A 17,677-nucleotide genomic window follows, 5' to 3' on the forward strand; every position below is an offset into this window, starting at 1 on the left:
GTATAATCAGGCGCTTATCTCTTTGAAAAGCGCCCCGGGCGGGCGCCACTGCCATGTCCGAAGTCGCCACCGAAGCGTCGCGTCGCCGCACCTTCGCCATCATCTCCCATCCTGACGCCGGCAAGACCACGCTGACCGAAAAGCTGCTGCTGTTCGGAGGCGCGATCCAGATGGCCGGCTCGGTCAAGGGCCGCAAGGCGGCCCGCCATGCCACCTCCGACTGGATGGCACTGGAGAAGGAACGCGGCATCTCCGTCACCTCCTCGGTGATGCAGTTCCCGTATGAAGGCAAGATCGTCAATCTGCTCGATACCCCCGGCCACGCCGACTTCGGCGAGGACACCTACCGCGTGCTGACAGCGGTGGACTCGGCACTGATGGTGATCGACGTGGCCAAGGGCGTGGAAGAGCGCACCATCAAGCTGATGGAAGTGTGCCGCCTGCGCGACACCCCGATCATGACCTTCATCAACAAGCTCGACCGCGAGGGCAAGGATCCGATCGAACTGCTGGATGAAGTGGAAACCGTGCTGGGCATCCAGTGCGCGCCCGTCACCTGGCCGATCGGCATGGGCCAGCGCCTGAAGGGCGTGGTCCACCTGCTGACCGGCGAGGTGCACCTGTACGAACCGGGTCGCAACTTCACCCGCCAGGATTCGACCATCTTCCCGTCGATCGACGCTCCCGGCCTGGCCGAGAAGATCGGCGTACAGATGCTGGCCGACCTGCGCGATGAACTGGAGCTGGTGCAGGGCGCCAGCCATCCGTTCGACCTGCAGGCCTATCGCGAGGGCAAGCAGACGCCGGTGTTCTTCGGTTCGGGCGTGAACAACTTCGGCGTGCAGCCCCTGCTGGACTTCTTCGTCGAGCACGCGCCATCGCCGCAGGCACGCGCCACCACCGGCCGCGAGATCGCCCCGGAAGAGAGCAAGCTGACCGGCTTCGTGTTCAAGATCCAGGCCAACATGGACCCGCAGCACCGCGACCGCGTCGCCTTCATGCGGGTGTGCTCGGGCCGCTTCAGCGCGGGCATGAAGACCTTCCACGTGCGCACCGGCAAGGAGATGAAGCTGGCCAACGCCCTGACCTTCATGGCCAGCGACCGTGAAATCGCCGCCGAGGCCTGGCCAGGCGATGTGATCGGCATCCACAACCACGGCACCATTTCCATCGGCGATACCTTCACGGAAGGCGAGGCCGTCACCTTCACCGGCATCCCCAACTTCGCCCCGGAGCTGTTCCGCCGTGCGCGCCTGCGCGATCCGCTCAAGCTCAAGCAGCTGCAGAAGGGCCTGGCCCAGCTCTCCGAAGAGGGCGCGACCCAGTTCTTCCGGCCGCTGACCAGCAACGATCTGATCCTGGGTGCGGTGGGCGTGCTGCAGTTCGACGTGGCCGCTTACCGCCTGAAGGACGAGTATGGCGTGGAAGCCACCTTCGAGCCGGTCAGCGTCACCACGGCGCGCTGGATCCACTGCAGCAACGAGAAGAAGCTGGAAGAGTTCCGCGAGAAGAACGCGCTGAACCTGGCGCTGGACGCCGCCGGCCATCTGGTCTATCTCGCGCCGACCCGGGTCAACCTGCAGCTGGCACAGGAGCGCGCGCCCGACGTGCGCTTTGCCGCCACCCGCGAGGCCGCGCACACCCTAACCGCTGGCTGAATCCGGCCAGTCAGGACATCGGACTTCCGTGTGGAGGCGGGCGTGCATGCGCCCGCCATCGCGGCGATGATAGGGGGGCGCGGGTCCCCCTCCCCGCGAATGATGCCTACGCCATGTCCTCGACTTCCGTTGCTTCGATCCGCGAAGAAATCGCCAGTGCGCTGACCCACGGTCTCGGCGCCGTACTGGCGCTCGGTGCGGGTGCCGTGCTGATCACCCTGGCCGCCATCTACGGCGATGGTTGGCAACTGGCAGGTGCGATCGTGTTCGGCATCGCGCTGCTGCTGCTGTACACCGCCTCCACCCTCTACCACGCCATCCAGCATCCGGTTGCCAAGGGCAGGCTGAAGGTCTTCGACCACTGCGCGATCTATGTACTGATCGCCGGTACCTATACGCCGTTCACGCTGATCGGCCTGCGTGGCCCGTGGGGCTGGGGTCTGTTCGCCGCGATCTGGACGCTGGCCCTGGCCGGCGTGGTGTTCAAGCTGTTCTATACCGGCCGCTTCAAGCGCCTGTCCACCGCCATCTACGTGGCCATGGGCTGGCTGGTGATCGTCGCGGTCAAGCCCATGCTGGCCTCCATCGATGGCTGGACGCTGGGCTGGCTGCTGGCCGGAGGTATCTCCTACACGCTGGGAACCTACTTCTATCACCGCGAATCGATCCCCTATTCGCATGCGATCTGGCACCTGTTCGTGATCGGCGGCAGTGTCTGCCACTTCGTCGCGGTGACCATGCAGGTGCTGTAGATATCCGTGCCACACGCGTTCCTGTGCACACCGCGCACATGAACGCTTCGCGCTGCGTCCACCCGCGCAGGGCAACCATGGCAGCGTGAATGCGACTGCCTCCCCTGCTCCGCCGCGTCCGTCGCGCTGGCGCTTCCGCCGCCCTGGCCCGCGAGGCCAGCGCTGGCTGGCGGTGCTGGTGTTCCTGCTGGCGGCCATCCTGGTATTGATCGCGCTCTGGGACTGGAACTGGTTCAAGGGGCCGGTCGAGCGGGCGGTACAGGCGCGGACCGGCCGCGTGCTGCAGATCGGCAACCTGGATGTCGACCTCGGCCGTACCAGCACGATCCGCGCCGACACCGTCACGTTCGCCAATGCGTCATGGGCGAAGCAGCCGAACATGGCCAGTGCCGACCGGGTCGAAATCGACCTGCGGGTGTGGCCCCTGCTGCGGGGCAGCGTGCAGCTTCCCGAGATCCGCCTGACCCGTCCCGACGTGCTGCTGGAAACCGCCCCACGCAAGGGCGAGCCGGGCAACTGGGATTTCCTGGGTGACAGCCGCGGCGGCGCCACGCCCCAGCTCAAGCGGCTGCGTATCGATGACGGCCGCCTGCAGTTCATCGACGCGGCGGGTCGCACCGACATCCATGTCAATGTGCGTAGTGGCCGGCCCAGGCAGGCGGATGCCGCGCCGCCCCTGCTGGTGCAGGGCAAGGGTCGTTGGCAGGGCAATCCTTTCACCCTTCGCGGCGGCACCGAATCTCCGCTGGAACTGACCGACAGCGATCATCCCTTCCGCATCCATCTTGATGGGCGTGCAGGTGCCACCCATGCCGTCGCCCATGGCACCCTGACCAATCCCTTCCAGCTGCAGGTGCTCGACCTCGCTTTCGCGCTCAGTGGCCAGGATCTGGCCGACCTGTATCCCCTGCTGGGCATCGCCATTCCGCCTTCGCCGCCCTATGCCCTGGAGGGGCGCCTGAAGCGCGACCATAACGTGTGGCGCTACGAGCAGTTCACCGGCAAGGTCGGCGACAGCGATCTCGGCGGCAATGTGAAGTTCGAAACAGGTGGTGCGCGCCCGCGCCTGACGGCCACGCTGGAGTCCCGCCGGCTGGACTTCGACGACCTGGCCGGCTTTGTCGGCGCCCCGCCCAGAACCGGTGGCGGCGAGACCGCCAACGCCGAGCAGAAGGCCGAGGCCGCACGCGTGGCGGCGCGTACCAGGGTGCTGCCGGACACGCCGTACAATCTCGGCAAGCTGCGCGCGATGGATGCCGATGTGCGCTGGAAGGCACATCGCATCAACGCACCATCGCTGCCGCTTGACGATATGGATGCGCATCTGCTGCTGGACGATGGCGTGCTGCGGCTGGACCCGCTGAACTTCGGTGTGGCCGGTGGTGACATCCGCAGCACGATCCGCATGGATGCGCGGCAGCCGCAGATCGCCACCGCGCTCAAGGCCAGCGTGCGCGGCGTGCAGCTGGGACAACTGTTCCCGGATGCGAAGCTGGCCGAGCAGGCCAAGGGCGGCATCGGTGGCGAAATCGACCTCAGCGGCCGCGGCAACTCGATCGCCGCCATGCTGGGCAGCAGCAATGGCGATGTGGGCCTGGCAATGGGACGTGGCCACGTCGGCAATCTGGTGATGGAACTGGCCGGGCTGGACATCACCGAGGCAGTCAAGTTCCTGGTGACCGGCGACAAGCAGATTCCGCTGCGCTGCGCCTTTGCCGACTTCGGCGTACGCGAGGGATTGATGACCAGCCGCACGTTCGCCGTCGATACCACCGACACGCTGATTCTCGGCGAAGGCACCGTCAGCCTGCGCGATGAGTCGCTGGACCTGCTGCTGAAGCCACGGCCGAAGGACCGCAGCATCCTCGTGCTGCGCTCGCCGCTGCACATCGCCGGAACGTTCAAGGATCCTTCGTTCCGCCCGGACTTCAAGGCGCTCGGCGTCCGCGGTGCGGTCGCCCTGGCGCTGGGAAGCATCGCGCCACCGGCCGCGCTACTGGCCACGATCGAACTGGGCCCCGGCAAGGACGCCGACTGCGGCGGGCAGTACGCGAAGTAGTAGCGTTTGTTGGATCGCGAATTGAGGGGCGCGCGCGGAACCACAAGGTGTTGCCAACCAAGGCTGGCCGCTACCCACCGCGTTCCCAGCAATGTATCCAGAAGCGGAGGGCATGGCCGTGCAGGACCGTTGGCGCCATGGATGGCGCCATCGAGCCCCCATGGAAGGGTTTACGGCGTGTCCTGCACGGCCATGCCCTCCGCCTTCCGGCGCATCAGCAAGGCACCGCTTTGGCTTTGGCTTTGGCTTCGGCTCCGAACAGCGGGCCGGCGGGCCGCAGGCCCGCCAGCGAAAACTCATCCCGCCACGATGTACTGCTGCAGCTGGTCCAGCTCGCGGCGCTGTGCATCGATCACCGACTTCACCAGATCGCCGATGGAAATCACGCCCAGCACCTGTCCCCCCTCCACCACCGGCAGATGGCGGATACGGTAATCGGTGACCAGCTGCAGGCAATGTTCGACCTGTTCGCCGGGCGCCACCGTCACCACCTTCGCAGTCATGATCTCGGCTACCGCCGTATCGCGTGAGGAACGATCGCGCAGGACGATCTTGCGGGCGTAATCACGTTCGGACAGGATGCCGACCAGTCGCGGCCCTTCCATCACCAGCACCGCACCGATGCCCTTTTCGGCCATCAGCCGGATCGCATCGATCACCGCCGCGCCGGGCGCGACCGCATGCACTTCAGGGGACTTGCCGTCCAACAGTTGCCGTACCGACGTCATCTGTCTGCCCTCCCAGGGTGGGTTGCACGACGGAGTCTGCCACGGACGATGCTAGCCAGGCGTCAACCAGGTACAGGGGACGCTGCTTGGACTCCTCATACAGGCGCCCCAGGTACTCGCCGATCAGGCCCAGCGCGATCAGCTGCACGCCGCCCAGGAACAGGATCACCGCCATCATCGTCGGCCAGCCCGCCACGCGGTCGCCGTACATCGCGGCCTTCACGATCACCCAGACACCGAACACGAAGGCCACCGCCGCAGTGGCCAGGCCCAGATAGGTGGCCGCGCGCAGCGGCACGGTGGAGAAACCGGTGATGCCTTCCAGTGCGAAGTTCCACAGCCGCCACAGGCTGAACTTGCTGCTGCCGGCCACCCGCGGGTGGCGCTGGTACGGCACCGCCACCCGGCGGAAGCCAACCCAGCTGAAAAGCCCCTTCATGAAACGGTGACGCTCGCGCATTTCACGCAACGCGCTCAGCGCGCGTGGCGACAGCAGGCGGAAGTCCCCGGTATCGGCGGGAATCGGCGTGCGCGACAGGCGGCCGATCACCCGGTAGAACATCGCCGCGGTCGCACGCTTGACCCAGCTCTCGCCCGCGCGCGCCCGGCGCGTGCCATAGACGTTGTCATAGCCCTCGCGCCACCGCGCCACGAACTGCGGCAGCAGTTCCGGTGGATCCTGGCCGTCGGCATCGAGAATCATCGCCGCACCCTCGCGGACGAGATCCAGCCCGGCGGTCAGCGCGGCCTCCTTGCCGAAATTGCGCGACAGCTTCAGCGCCGACACGCGTGGCTCGGACTGCGCCAGCGTGGCGATCACCTCCCAGGTTCCGTCCTGGCTGCCGTCGTCCACGTAAAGGATGTGGCCATCGATGTCCGGCATCGCATCCAGTACCGCGCACAGGCGCGGGTGCAGTACCGGCAGCGCCAGAGCTTCGTTGCAGGCGGCAATGACGACGGTGAGGCGTTCACGGATCATGCCCGGATTGTACGTCGCCAGTGCGGAGCGGCGCAGACGCCCGCCTCAGTCCTCGGCCAGGTACGCAGCGCCGCCCAGCTGCCGGGCCTGGCGCTGGATCCACGCGGCGCGACGCTGTACGTAGGGACCGGGCGAGGCCGCGCTGTAGCGCCGCGGTGCCGGCAACACGGCCGCCAACCGTGCGCTCTCGGCCGGGCTGAGGCGCGCGGCGTCCTTGCCCCAGAAGGTCTTCGCCGCCGCCTGCGCACCGTACACGCCGTCACCGAACTCGGCGATGTTCGCGTACATCTCCAGGATCCGCTGCTTGGGCCACAACGTTTCGATCAGCACCGTGTACCAGACCTCCAGGCCCTTGCGGATCCAGCTGCGGCCCTGCCAGAGGAACAGGTTCTTGGCCACCTGCTGGCTGATGGTGCTGGCCCCGCGCAGCCGGCCGCCCCGCGCGTTGTGGTCACGCGCCTTCTCGATGGCCTGCAGATCGAACCCACTGTGTTCGGGGAAACGCTGGTCCTCGGCCGCCACCAGCGAAATCGGCAGGCTCGGCGCCATCTGGTCCAGATCCCGCCACTGGTAGTGCAGCCGGTAGGCCCAGTCGCCCGCACCCAGCGCCTCCCCGTAGCGCCACAGCATCACGCTGGAAATGGGCGGATCCACGAAGCGCAGCACCAGCACCTGCAGGCAGCTGAAGGCCACGAACAGCACCGGCAGCCACAGCAGCCGCTTCCAGTGCCAACGCCGGCGGCGCGGAACGTCCCCGGCCACCTTCACCTTGTCCTGCTCTCCCCCTGCCCCCATTAGTGGTGCATCCTTCTTCTGCCTGGCTGTCGGCGCATTATCCGGCAACCACCCCTGTTTCCGCGCGATGTGAGCCGATGACCGCCCAACCTGATTCCCTGATCCGCTTCCTGCTTCCCGACGCGGGTGTCCGCGGCGTACACGTGCGCCTGCAGGCCACCTGGCAGGAAATCCTGTCCCATGCCCATTACCCGGACGCCGCAGCCGAGCTGCTCGGCGAAGCCTGCGTGGCCTCGGCGCTGTTCACCGGCCACACCAAGGTCGACGGCCGCCTGTCCATCCAGCTGCGCAGCAGCACGACCCTGCGCACGCTGTTCGCCGAATGCACCGCCGCCGGCACCCTGCGCGGCATCGCCCAGCTCAGCGAGGGCGCCGACGCGCCGCGCGACCTGTCCAGCCTGGGCGATGACGCCCTCCTCGCCATCACCATCGAGAACCCCGGGCTGGACCCGCGCGAACCGCAGCGCTACCAGAGCCTGGTCGGGCTCAGCGCCGCGGAACTGGACGAGGCCTTCGAGGACTACTTCCGGCAGTCCGAGCAGTTGCCGACGCGACTGCTGCTGGCCGCCGACCGCACGGGGGCCAGCGGCCTTCTGCTGCAGAAACTACCCGGCGACGAGGGCGACGAAGATGGCTGGTCACGCGCCAGTGCCCTGTTCGAGACCCTGGGCAGGGCCGAACTGCTCGCTACTCCCGCCGAGCAGCTGCTGCACCGCTTGTTCCATGAGGAGAACCCGGAGCTGATGGGCAGCAAGCCACTGTCCTTTGCCTGCTCCTGCTCGCGCGAGCGGGTCGCCTCGATGCTGCAGTCGCTGGGCGAGGAAGAGGCGCGGGCGGCGGCCGAAGCCACCGGCGAGGTCGAAGTCCGCTGCGAATTCTGCGGGCGGGAGTATCACTTCCCGTTGACGGAGTTCGGCATACTGTTCCACGGTGCCGAGGGGGCTGTTCCGGCACCTGAACGCCTTCAGTAAGCGGCGGGTCTTGCACCTGGGGAGGATCAAGGCTTGTTAAGAAATCATAAACACCCTAGGATCGAGTCCCCGCCCCTGCGGGAACTTCCGTTGTCTGTCCCTGTCTGAACTGGTCCGATGCGTACCTATCTGCGTCTACCGCTGGCCCTGCTGATCGCCCTTGGCGCGGTCGCGGGCGCGCATGCGCAGAGCAAGGACACCCGCACGGTGCTGCCGGTGTGGAACAAGGGCAGCGGCAAGGTCGAAGCCCTGCTCTACCTGGAACCCACCGGTGAGCAGGCCGCCGGCGCCCGCTGGCATTTCGGCCGCAATTCGCTGGATGCGGCCTTTGGCTTGTCGTCGGGCGACTCGCTGGGCCTGCTCTGCAGCAACAGCAGCAGTACCAGCATCAGCGGTCTGGCCAGCCACTGCATGCTGGCCAGCCTGGGCGACGACGATGACCTCAGCAGCCGCCGCTTCACCGGCACGGCTGCCCTGAACCGGGGCAGCGGCCGCCTGGGCATCACCGCCGGTACCGGTCGCGAAACACTGCCCGCCTGGCTGGCCGGCCCGAACAAGACGCCGTCCCTGCGTGCCGAGCAGAACGACCTGACCGTGTTCGCGCAGAAGAACATCGGCCGCGAAGGATTCGTGTCCATCGCCGGCACCTACGCCAAGGCACGCCTGGTTCCGCTGGCCGATGCCTCGCCGGCCCTGGTCGATCGCTGGGACAGCAAGAGCCTCAGCCTCGGCGCCGGTTACGGCAACTTCACCGGCAGCATCATCGGCCGCGTGGTCGACGTGCCCGGCCGCCCTGGCAAGTGGGAAGGTCTGGGCATCGGCCTGACCTGGCGGACGCCGTGGTCCGGCCAGCTCACCGTCGGCGCCGAGAACGTGATCAGCCGCGGCAAGAACCCCTTCTCTCCACGCAACGAGAGCAACGACGACGGCACCGTGCCGTATGTGCGTTACGAGCAGGATCTCTGACCGCTCACACCTCCCTCATGCAGTGACATCGCGGGCGCCGGAAGGCGCCCGTTGCGTTTGCGTGTGCCGCACTCCCTCTGCGCCCCTCCGGCGCTGTCGCAATGTGTGCGTTTCTCGCCGCCGCGACATGTTTCGATACATATCAATGGAAACTTTTTTCATCATTTTTTTTTAACAAACGAGGCACCATGCCACAAACCCTACTGCAAGCCGTTGAAAAGTATTGACATTCCATAAATTTACACAAATCACAGCTTTGATTAACACAGCTTTAATTCTTTGCAGGCGCCCGCTACTATCGGCTCAGCCTCGCGATTTGGAAGCGCACTTTCGCTTCCCCGCCGGGCATAACCCCAGCCAAGATTTCTTGGAGAGAGAGAGCCAATGAATTTCCAGTCCAACAAGCTGCGTGACGCTGTTGTCGTCGCGCTGATCGCGGGTGCGGCCACGTCCGTAACCGCCCAGGCGCAGGAAGCGACCAACCTGGATCGCATTTCGGTGACCGGTTCGCGCATCAAGAGCACCGACATCGAAACCTCGCAGCCGGTCCTGAGCCTGACCCGCGCCGATATCGAAAAGCAGGGTGTGACCTCGGTTGCCGATATCCTGCAGCGCGTCGCCGCCAACGGTGCCGCACTGAACCGCACCTTCAACAACGGTGGTGACGGTTCGGCCGGCGTCAGCCTGCGCAACCTCGGCGCCGAGCGCACCCTGGTGCTGGTCAACGGCCGTCGCTGGACCACCGGTCTGGACGGCAGCGTCGACCTGAACACCATCCCGACCGCGATGATCGAGCGCATCGACGTCCTGAAGGACGGCGCTTCGACCATCTACGGTTCGGATGCCATCGCCGGCGTGGTGAACATCATCACCAAGCAGAACTTCGACGGCGCCGAGGCAAACTTCTACAAGGGCCAGTACAGCCAGGGCGACGGCGATCGTGAAGCCTATGACTTCACCATCGGCACCACCACCGACCGTGCGTCGCTGGTGCTGGGTGCGTCCTACGTGAACGAGAAGGAGGTCATGGCCGGCAATCGCAAGATCTCCGCTGGCGGCCCGCCGTTCTTCAGCGGCCAGAGCGGCACCGGCATCCCGGGCTCCTACGTCCGCAATGATCAGCGCTACGTCATCATCAATGGCGTGGAAACCCCGTTCGTCAGCAACGTGCACGGCTACAACACCGCGCCGGACAACTACCTGCTGACCCCGAACGAGCGCACCTCGCTGTTCGCTGTGGGTTCGTACAACATCACGGACAACATCTCCTTCCGCACCGAGGCGATGTACAACGAGCGCAAGTCCGAGCAGCTGCTGGCGGCCATGCCGGTGACGGGCATGACGCTCAGCGCGGACAGCATGTACAACCCGTACGGCCAGGACCTGACCGGCGTGAACCGTCGTTTCAATGAAACCGGCGGCCGTTCGTTCAACCAGAACGTCAAGAACTGGCACTTCTACGGTGGCTTTGAAGGCTTCTTCGAGTTCGCCGACCGCAACTTCGACTGGGATGTCGGCTACCGCTACGACAAGACCGACCAGAACGACCTGACCTACGGCCTGTTCAACATCCAGCGTCTGGATGAGGCGTATGGTCCGTCGGCGCTCCGCGATGGCCAGGCTGTCTGTCTGACCGCAGGCGGAGCCGTCATTCCGGGCTGCGCACCGATCAATCCGCTGGGTGGCGAAGGTTCGATCTCGCAGGCGGCACTCGACTACACCTCGTTCACCGCGCACGATTCGGCCAGCCTGGTGTCGAAGAGCTACTACGCCAACATCTCCGGTGAGATCGTGCAGCTGCCGGCCGGTGCGCTGGGCTTCGCTGCCGGTTATGAGAACCGCAGGGAAAGCGGCCAGTTCGACCCCGACGCCTTCATCGCAGCGGGCCTGAGCACCGGCAACGGCGCTGCGCCGACCAAGGGTGCTTACGACCTGGACGAGTTCTACCTGGAACTGTCGATCCCGGTCCTGGCCGATCTGCCGGGCGCGCAGCTGCTGGACTTCAGCGTGGCGACCCGTTACTCGGACTACAGCAACTTCGGTAACACCACCAACAACAAGTTCGGTTTCCGCTGGAAGCCGATCGAAGACCTGATGGTGCGTGGTAACTATTCCGAAGGCTTCCGCGCTCCGAGCATCAACAACCTGTACCGCGGCGACACCGATTCGTTCGAGACCTACGCCGACCCGTGTGCCCGGGCCAACAACCCGACCGGCGCAGTGCTGGCGCAGTGTATCGCCCAGGGCGTTCCGGCGAACTTCGTCCAGCCGAACACCGATGGCGAGTCTGGCCCGCTGCAGACCGTCGAGCCGTTCACCTGGAAGTCGAACCCGGATCTGAAGCCGGAAACCTCGACCAGCAAGACGCTGGGCCTGGTGTGGAGCCCGAGCTTCGTCTCCGGCCTGAACGTGACCCTGGACTGGTGGCAGATCAAGATCGAAGACGCCATCACCCGCCCGGCGATCGGCGACATCATGGATCGTTGCTACGGTGGTACCGCGCAGCAGCAGGCAGCCTACTGCGGTCTGATCACGCGTGACCCGAACTACGGCACCATCAACGAGCGCTACACCATCACCAACGTCGACATGCCGCTGATGAACCTGGCGTCGTACAAGGTGGAGGGCTGGGATCTGGGCGTGCTGTACAAGCTGCCGGAAACCTCGTTCGGCCAGTTCACCGTCAGCCTGGACGGCACCTACCTGAGCAAGTGGGAGACCAAGTCGACCGAAGATGCTCCGGTTGATGGCCGTCAGGGCCGCTATCTGGACCAGGATCCGTACTGGCGCGTCCGTTCCAACCTGTACGTCGACTGGTCCTACGGTGACTTCGGTGTCAACTACGGCCTGCGCTACAAGTCGGGCATGACCGAAGACTGCCTGCTGGGCGCATCCACCCGTGCCTACTGCTCGGATCCGGAAGGTCGCAAGAACCACATTGGTGCCACCACGTACCACGACATCCAGGTGCGCTACAACACCCCGTGGAAGGGCACCATCATGCTGGGCCTGAACAACGCGTGGGACAAGGATCCGCCGGTCTCGTACACGGTGTCCTACAACATGTTCGACCCGCAGTACGACCTGCCGGGCCGCTACATGTACATGCAGTACAAGCAGAAGTTCTGATCGGTTGATCGATCGATGACTGCAGCAACGGCCCCGCAAGGGGCCGTTGTTCTTTCTGCACTGCCGGGGCGTACCACCCTGCACCGGCAACAAAAAAGCCGCGATCAGGTCGCGGCTTTTTCGTGGGCAACGGAAACCGTCAGCCGTTCGGGATGAGCGTCTCGATCAGGTGTTCGACATAGGCTTCGAAATCCTCCCGCGCCTGCTTCGGCTGCTGCAGCTGCAGCGACAGCTGCAGGAAGCCCACATAGGCCGCATAGGCCAGGCGCGCACGATGGCGTGCGTCGGTGGAGCTCAGGCCTGCCTGACGGAACGAGGCGATCAGGTAATCGAGGCGACGCTGCGAAACGCGGTCGATCACCGGCCGCACCATCGGATGGTCCAGCGCCTTCAGCAGCTCGCTGTAGATGATGTGCGGCTGCACTTCGTGCGCCACCATCTGGAACAGCTGACGCAGGCGCGCGCGCGGATCCGGCACGTCTTCCAGGCTGCCGAACACCTGCTCCTGCTCGAACAGCTCCCACCGCTCCAACGCCGCCTGCAGCAGTGCGTCGCGCGAGGGGAAATGCCAGTAGAAGCTGCCCTTGGTGACGCCGAGGCGCCGCGCCAGCGGTTCCACCGCGACGGCACCCACGCCTTGTTCAGCAATCAGATCGAGGGCCGCCTGGGCCCAGTCTTCGGCGCTCAGGCGGCTGTTGCGGCCGGCGCGCGGTTCGCCGGCAGAAGCGTCAGGTTGATTCATGGAGTGATTTAACCATACGGCGGGGTTCGTTGCAGTACGCGGATGCAGCCGAAGGGCTCCGCTGTGCAGACCGGCCACCTGACGCGCCGCACCATACCATGCAGTATTGACATCCCCCGCAACCGATCCATACTAGCAAGTATGGTTACTTCCCCCACACCCGTTGCGTTCCACGACCTGCGTCTGGAAGCCGCGCACGGCACACGGCTGGCCGCCACGGCCAGCGATCACGGCCGCCGCGGCCGGGTGCTGTTCGCCCACGGTTTCGGGCAGACCCGGCATGCCTGGAACGCCACGGCCCGCGCGCTGTCTGCTGCCGGCCTGCAGACGCTGGCCTACGACGCCCGCGGTCACGGCGATTCGGACTGGAATGCCGCCGACCTGCCCTATCACGGCGAGCAGTTCGCCGACGACCTGATCGTGCTGGCCGGCGAACAGCCGCGCCCGCCGGTGCTGGTCGCCGCCTCGATGGGCGGCCTGTTCGGCCTGCTGGCCGAATCGCGCTGGCCGGGCCTGTTCTCGGCGATGGTGCTGGTGGACATCACCCCGCGCTGGGATACCGCGGGCGTGGAGCGCATCCTCGCCTTCATGACCGCCCATCCCGATGGCTTCGCCTCGCTGGCCCAGGCCGCCGACGTGATTTCCGCCTACATGCCGCACCGGCCTCGCAAATCCGAGCAGTCGCTGCGCGCGCTGCTGCGCGAGGATGGTCACGGCCGCTGGCGCTGGCACTGGGATCCGCGCCTGGTCGCCGAGCTGGCCCGCGACAGCGAGCAGCACCAGGATGCGCTGGCCGATGCCGCGCGCCAGGTGAAGTGCCCGATGCTGCTGGTCAGTGGGGGGCGCAGTGACCTGGTCACGCCGCAGACCGTGGCCGAATTCCTGGCGCTGGCCCCGCACGCGCGCCACGTGCAGTTGCCGCAGGCCACGCACATGGTCGCCGGCGACGACAACGACGCCTTTACCGCTACTGTGTTGGACTATCTGGACGTGTTGCCTGCGGTGGACGCCGCAGCTTCGTCCGTCACAAACGAGCACGTCACCGGAGCACGCTCATGAGCATCGTTCTTCCCTTCCTTGCCCTGCTGCTGGCAGGTGCATTCGCCGCCTACCACCGCATGCGGCTGGTCACCTGGACGCTGATCAGCGCCGCGCTGCTGGTCGCCTGCTGGTTCATCCCCTACGTCAACCAGACCGCCACGATCGTCGCCGCCGCCGTGCTGGCCGTGATCGCTGTACCGCTGCTGCTGCCGTTCATCCGCAAGCCGCTGCTGACCGGTCCGATGATGAAGGTATTCCGCAAGGTACTGCCGCCGCTGTCGCAGACCGAGCGCATCGCACTGGAAACCGGCTCGGTCGGTTTTGAGGGCGAACTGTTCACCGGCGATCCGGACTGGAACATCCTGCTCAACTATCCCAAGCCGCAGTTGACCGCCGAGGAGCAGGCCTTCCTCGACGGCCCGGTGGAAGAGCTGTGCCGGATGGTCAACGACTGGGAGATCACCCACGTCCACGCCGACCTGCCGCCCGAGCTGTGGGCCTTCATCAAGAAGAACAAGTTCTTCGGCATGATCATCCCGAAGGAATACGGCGGCCTGGGCTTCTCCGCGCTGGCCCACCACAAGGTGATCCAGAAGCTGGCCTCGGTATCCTCGGTGGTCAGCTCGACCGTCGGCGTGCCGAACTCGCTGGGTCCGGGCGAACTGCTGGTGCATTACGGCACCCAGGAGCAGAAGGACCAGTACCTGCCGCGTCTGGCCGACGGTCGTGAAGTGCCCTGCTTCGGCCTGACCGGCCCGTTTGCCGGCTCCGATGCCACCTCGATTCCCGACTACGGCATCGTCTGCCGGGGCGAATGGAATGGCGAGCAGGTGCTGGGCGTCAGGCTGACGTTCGACAAGCGTTACATCACCCTGGCTCCGGTCGCATCGCTGATCGGTCTGGCCTTCCGCATGTACGACCCGGATGGCCTGATCGGCGAGACCCGCGACATCGGCATCACGCTGGGCCTGCTGCCGCGCGATACCGCCGGCGTCGAAATCGGCCGCCGCCACTTCCCGCTGAACTCGACCTTCCAGAACGGCCCGATTCGCGGCAAGGACGTGTTCATCCCGCTGACCCAGCTCATCGGCGGCGCTGCCATGGCCGGCAAGGGCTGGAACATGCTCAACGAATGCCTGGCCGTGGGCCGTTCGATCACGCTGCCGTCCACCGCCAGCGGTGGCGCCAAGGCCGGCGCTGCGGTGACCGGCGCCTACGCGCGCATCCGCAAGCAGTTCGGCCTGTCGGTCGGCCGCTTTGAAGGCGTGGAGGAAGCACTGGCCCGTATCGGCGGCAAGGCCTACAAGATCAGCGCGCTGTCGCAGGCCACGGCTGCCGCCGTCGACCGCGGCGACGTGCCATCGGTACCGTCGGCGATCGCCAAGTACCACTGCACCAGCATGAGCCGCGAGGTGATCTCCGACGTGATGGATGTCATCGGCGGCAAGGGCATCATCCTCGGCCCGCGCAACTTCGCCGGCCGCAGCTGGCAGGCTGCGCCGATCGCGATCACCGTGGAAGGCGCCAACATCATGACCCGCAGCCTGCTGATCTTCGGCCAGGGTGCGATTCTCTGCCACCCGTGGGTGCTGAAGGAGATGAAGGCTGCACAGGATCCGGATACCCGTGCCGGCCTGCAGGAATTCGACCGCAGCCTGTTCGGCCACATCCGCTACGGCATTTCCAACGCCGTGCGCTCGTTCTGGTTCGGCCTGACCGGCGCCCGCTTCGGTGCCGCCCCGGGCGATGCCTACACCCGCCGTTATTTCCGCAAGCTGGACCGCTATTCGGCCAATCTGGCGCTGATGGCCGACATCTCGATGATGACGCTCGGCGGCAAGCTGAAGTTCAAGGAATCGCTGTCCGGCCGCCTGGGCGATGTGCTGAGCCACATCTACATGACCAGCGCCATGCTCAAGCGCTACCACGATGAGGGCGCACCGCAGGCCGACCAGCCGCTGCTGGCGTGGGCCTTCCATGACAGCGTGCACAAGATCGAAGAATCGCTGTCGGCCGCCCTGCGCAACTTCCCGATCCGTCCGATCGGCTGGCTGATGTGGGCACTGATCTTCCCGCTGGGCCGCCGCGCCGAAGCACCCGGTGATCGCCTGAGCCGTCGCGTCGCCGCTCTGCTGATGGCGCCGAACGAAGCGCGCGACCGCCTGGCACAGGGTGTGTTCCTGACCCCGTGCGAGAACAACCCGGGCGGCCGCATCAACAGCTATCTGGCCAAGGCCATCATGGCCGAGCCGGTGGAGCGCAAGTTCCTGAAGGCGCTGAAGAGCAAGGGCATCGAGGCGCTGGACTTCCAGAGCCAGCTGGACGAAGCCGTGGCCGAAGGTGTGATCACCCAGGACGAGCGCACGCTGCTGGAAGAGCTGCGCACGCTGACCCTGGACACCATCACCGTGGACGACTTCGACACCCACGAACTGCGCGCGGCCAGCTACTACGACCGCCAGCACAAGGACCCGCACTCGCAGGCCGCCTGATCGCCCGCGACACGCGTTGCCTCGACGGCGGGCCTCGGCCCGCCGTCGCTTTATCCGCCCAACGGAATCCCACCATGTCCACGCCCCTGCTCTCGCTCTACCACCGCCTGCAGCGCTGGCCTGCCGGCACCTGGCTGTTCTCGCGCGCGGTGTGCTTCAAGGCGCCCTACTTCGCCAGCATCGCGCCGCGCATCACCCGCCTGGAAAACGGCCGCTGCGAAGGTACGCTGGTGGACCGGCGCAGGGTGCGCAACCACATCGGCACAGTGCACGCGATCGCGATGTGCAATCTGGCCGAACTGACGGCCGGGCTGATGGTTGATGCATCACTGCCGAAGGGCATGCGCTGGATCCCCAAGGGCATGCAGGTGCAGTACCTGGCCAAGGCACGCGGCACGCTGCAGGCGGTGGCACTGCCGGCGCAGCCGATCGTGGTCGCGGCCCAGGGCTATGCGCTGCCGGTGACGGTGAGCGTGCGCGACCGTGCAGGGACCGAAGTGTTCAGCGCGGTCATCGACATGTGGATGTCGCCGGCCAAGTGAGGTTCCGGCCAACGGCGCAGCCCCTCGTGGGTTGGTCGCGGCATGCGGTTATCGGTTGGGCCGGATGGGTCGAGCCAGGCGGGGACGCCGTGAACCCATCCCTGGGGGCTTAGCCGCGCCATCCATGGCGCGGATACCCCGCCCGGCCCGACCCATCCGGCCTCTGACAGATCTGTGCGGCGTCCAACCCACGCAGAAGAAAAAAGAAGAGCAGAAGCAAAAGCGGCCCATCGGCCGCTTTTGCTGTTGCTGTTGCTGTTTGCTCTTTTTTTTCTTCTGCGTGGGCTGGACGCCCGCGGAAACTGTCAGGGGCCGGGCGGGTTGGGTTCGCGGGGGTGTCCGCGGCATGGATGCCGCGGCCAAGCCTACAGGGACGTACTTGCGGCGTCCCCCGCGAACCCAACCTGCCTGGCCAAACCCATGACACGCTCTACGCGGCCAACCCACGAGGGGCTGCGCCGTTGGCCGGAACTCACACCAGCGCGCGCAGCACCAGCGCCAGGATCGCCGGCAGCGCCTGGATCATGAAGATCCGGCGGCTCACGCTGTACGCGCCATAGCACCCCGCCACGACCACGCAGGCCAGCGAGAACGTCACCAGCACCGGCTGTGCCATCACCAGCCCCGCCACGATGCCGGCCGCCAGGAAGCCGTTGTACAGCCCCTGGTTGGCCGCCAGCACCTGTGTGGTCTGCGCCTTCTCTGGCGTATTGCGGAACGTCTTCAGCCCCAGTGGCCGCGTCCACAGGAACATCTCCAGCACCAGGAAGTACACATGCAGCGCGGCAACCAGCAGCGTCAGCAGCAACGCGATCCATGACAT

Annotated in this window: 14 protein-coding genes; 9 read left to right on the forward strand and 5 right to left on the reverse strand. The window is 66.0% G+C overall.

Annotation, left to right across the window (positions count from 1 at the left end):
• Window positions 1-53 precede the first annotated feature (53 nt).
• The 3 genes from AC06FB_RS11015 (at window position 54) to AC06FB_RS11025 (ending at window position 4,469) form a co-directional block, all read left to right on the forward strand.
• Window positions 54-1,658 carry a peptide chain release factor 3 gene (locus AC06FB_RS11015; RefSeq protein WP_053519888.1) on the forward strand — a complete coding sequence of 535 codons (1,605 nt, stop codon included), beginning with the start codon at window positions 54-56 and terminating at the stop codon, window positions 1,656-1,658.
• A gap of 113 nt (window positions 1,659-1,771) precedes the next feature.
• Entirely contained in the window at window positions 1,772-2,410 is a 639-nt protein-coding gene (trhA, locus tag AC06FB_RS11020) for a PAQR family membrane homeostasis protein TrhA (RefSeq protein WP_053519889.1), read from the forward strand.
• Window positions 2,411-2,495: 85 nt separating this feature from the next.
• Complete coding sequence (locus AC06FB_RS11025) at window positions 2,496-4,469, forward strand: AsmA family protein (RefSeq protein WP_478053696.1); 1,974 nt, start codon at window positions 2,496-2,498, stop codon at window positions 4,467-4,469.
• 296 nt (window positions 4,470-4,765) lie between these two features.
• Here AC06FB_RS11025 and AC06FB_RS11030 read toward each other — a convergent pair whose 3' ends face one another.
• Genes AC06FB_RS11030 through mtgA form a run of 3 tightly spaced genes read right to left on the reverse strand, consistent with a single transcriptional unit; the run spans window position 4,766 to window position 6,971 of the window.
• On the reverse strand, window positions 4,766-5,197 hold the full coding sequence (locus AC06FB_RS11030) for a CBS domain-containing protein (RefSeq protein WP_053520201.1): 432 nt from the start codon (window positions 5,195-5,197) through the stop codon (window positions 4,766-4,768).
• Window positions 5,157-6,176 (reverse strand): glycosyltransferase family 2 protein, encoded by a 1,020-nt coding sequence (locus AC06FB_RS11035; protein WP_478053697.1) that lies wholly within the window; start codon window positions 6,174-6,176, stop codon window positions 5,157-5,159. Before AC06FB_RS11035 ends, AC06FB_RS11030 begins: the two co-directional genes overlap by 41 nt.
• 45 nt (window positions 6,177-6,221) lie before the next feature.
• Entirely contained in the window at window positions 6,222-6,971 is a 750-nt protein-coding gene (mtgA, locus tag AC06FB_RS11040; RefSeq protein ID WP_053520199.1) for a monofunctional biosynthetic peptidoglycan transglycosylase, read from the reverse strand.
• Window positions 6,972-7,048: 77 nt separating this feature from the next.
• Between mtgA and hslO the strand changes: the two genes are divergently transcribed.
• The 3 genes from hslO to AC06FB_RS11055 all read left to right on the forward strand — a co-directional run bounded on the left by hslO (window position 7,049) and on the right by AC06FB_RS11055 (window position 12,037).
• Window positions 7,049-7,942, forward strand: coding sequence for an Hsp33 family molecular chaperone HslO (hslO, locus tag AC06FB_RS11045; RefSeq protein WP_180876610.1), 894 nt, complete (start codon window positions 7,049-7,051; stop codon window positions 7,940-7,942).
• Window positions 7,943-8,059: 117 nt separating this feature from the next.
• On the forward strand, window positions 8,060-8,908 hold the full coding sequence (locus AC06FB_RS11050) for an XOO1806 family protein (protein WP_053520197.1): 849 nt from the start codon (window positions 8,060-8,062) through the stop codon (window positions 8,906-8,908).
• A 384-nt stretch (window positions 8,909-9,292) separates the two neighbouring features.
• Entirely contained in the window at window positions 9,293-12,037 is a 2,745-nt protein-coding gene (locus AC06FB_RS11055) for a TonB-dependent receptor (protein ID WP_065174797.1), read from the forward strand.
• A 139-nt stretch (window positions 12,038-12,176) separates the two neighbouring features.
• On the opposite strand, the gene AC06FB_RS11060 is transcribed toward AC06FB_RS11055, so the two are convergent.
• The gene (locus AC06FB_RS11060; RefSeq protein ID WP_053520195.1) at window positions 12,177-12,779 is read right to left on the reverse strand and encodes a TetR/AcrR family transcriptional regulator; all 603 of its coding nucleotides are present in this window, start codon (window positions 12,777-12,779) and stop codon (window positions 12,177-12,179) included.
• 141 nt (window positions 12,780-12,920) lie between these two features.
• On the opposite strand from AC06FB_RS11060, the gene AC06FB_RS11065 reads away from it, so the two are divergent.
• From AC06FB_RS11065 to AC06FB_RS11075, 3 genes are all read left to right on the forward strand, one after another.
• The gene (locus AC06FB_RS11065) at window positions 12,921-13,838 is read left to right on the forward strand and encodes an alpha/beta fold hydrolase (protein WP_065174796.1); all 918 of its coding nucleotides are present in this window, start codon (window positions 12,921-12,923) and stop codon (window positions 13,836-13,838) included.
• Window positions 13,835-16,312 carry an acyl-CoA dehydrogenase gene (locus AC06FB_RS11070; protein ID WP_065174795.1) on the forward strand — a complete coding sequence of 826 codons (2,478 nt, stop codon included), beginning with the start codon at window positions 13,835-13,837 and terminating at the stop codon, window positions 16,310-16,312. The genes AC06FB_RS11065 and AC06FB_RS11070 overlap by 4 nt, the downstream gene beginning before the upstream one ends.
• A 74-nt stretch (window positions 16,313-16,386) precedes the next feature.
• Window positions 16,387-16,854: a hotdog fold domain-containing protein gene (locus tag AC06FB_RS11075; RefSeq protein ID WP_478053698.1), complete on the forward strand. Its 468-nt coding sequence runs from the start codon at window positions 16,387-16,389 to the stop codon at window positions 16,852-16,854.
• 472 nt (window positions 16,855-17,326) lie between these two features.
• Here the strand turns inward: AC06FB_RS11075 and AC06FB_RS11080 are convergent, their stop codons facing one another.
• Window positions 17,327-17,677, reverse strand: coding sequence for a DUF1304 domain-containing protein (locus AC06FB_RS11080; RefSeq protein ID WP_111186717.1), 351 nt, complete (start codon window positions 17,675-17,677; stop codon window positions 17,327-17,329).

Source organism: Stenotrophomonas sp. Steno-C15, from assembly GCF_056393265.1.

Bases quoted from the DNA above. Each gene is read 5' to 3' on its own strand.
- trhA (WP_053519889.1), top strand. From the start codon at position 1,772: ATGTCCTCGACTTCCGTTGCTTCGATCCGCGAAGAAATCGCCAGTGCG.
- AC06FB_RS11060 (WP_053520195.1), bottom strand. From the start codon at position 12,779: ATGAATCAACCTGACGCTTCTGCCGGCGAACCGCGCGCCGGCCGCAAC.
- AC06FB_RS11030 (WP_053520201.1), bottom strand. From the start codon at position 5,197: ATGACGTCGGTACGGCAACTGTTGGACGGCAAGTCCCCTGAAGTGCAT.
- AC06FB_RS11055 (WP_065174797.1), top strand. From the start codon at position 9,293: ATGAATTTCCAGTCCAACAAGCTGCGTGACGCTGTTGTCGTCGCGCTG.
- AC06FB_RS11035 (WP_478053697.1), bottom strand. From the start codon at position 6,176: ATGATCCGTGAACGCCTCACCGTCGTCATTGCCGCCTGCAACGAAGCT.
- AC06FB_RS11015 (WP_053519888.1), top strand. From the start codon at position 54: ATGTCCGAAGTCGCCACCGAAGCGTCGCGTCGCCGCACCTTCGCCATC.
- AC06FB_RS11065 (WP_065174796.1), top strand. From the start codon at position 12,921: ATGGTTACTTCCCCCACACCCGTTGCGTTCCACGACCTGCGTCTGGAA.
- AC06FB_RS11050 (WP_053520197.1), top strand. From the start codon at position 8,060: ATGCGTACCTATCTGCGTCTACCGCTGGCCCTGCTGATCGCCCTTGGC.
- AC06FB_RS11080 (WP_111186717.1), bottom strand. From the start codon at position 17,677: ATGTCATGGATCGCGTTGCTGCTGACGCTGCTGGTTGCCGCGCTGCAT.
- AC06FB_RS11075 (WP_478053698.1), top strand. From the start codon at position 16,387: ATGTCCACGCCCCTGCTCTCGCTCTACCACCGCCTGCAGCGCTGGCCT.
- mtgA (WP_053520199.1), bottom strand. From the start codon at position 6,971: ATGGGGGCAGGGGGAGAGCAGGACAAGGTGAAGGTGGCCGGGGACGTT.
- hslO (WP_180876610.1), top strand. From the start codon at position 7,049: ATGACCGCCCAACCTGATTCCCTGATCCGCTTCCTGCTTCCCGACGCG.
- AC06FB_RS11070 (WP_065174795.1), top strand. From the start codon at position 13,835: ATGAGCATCGTTCTTCCCTTCCTTGCCCTGCTGCTGGCAGGTGCATTC.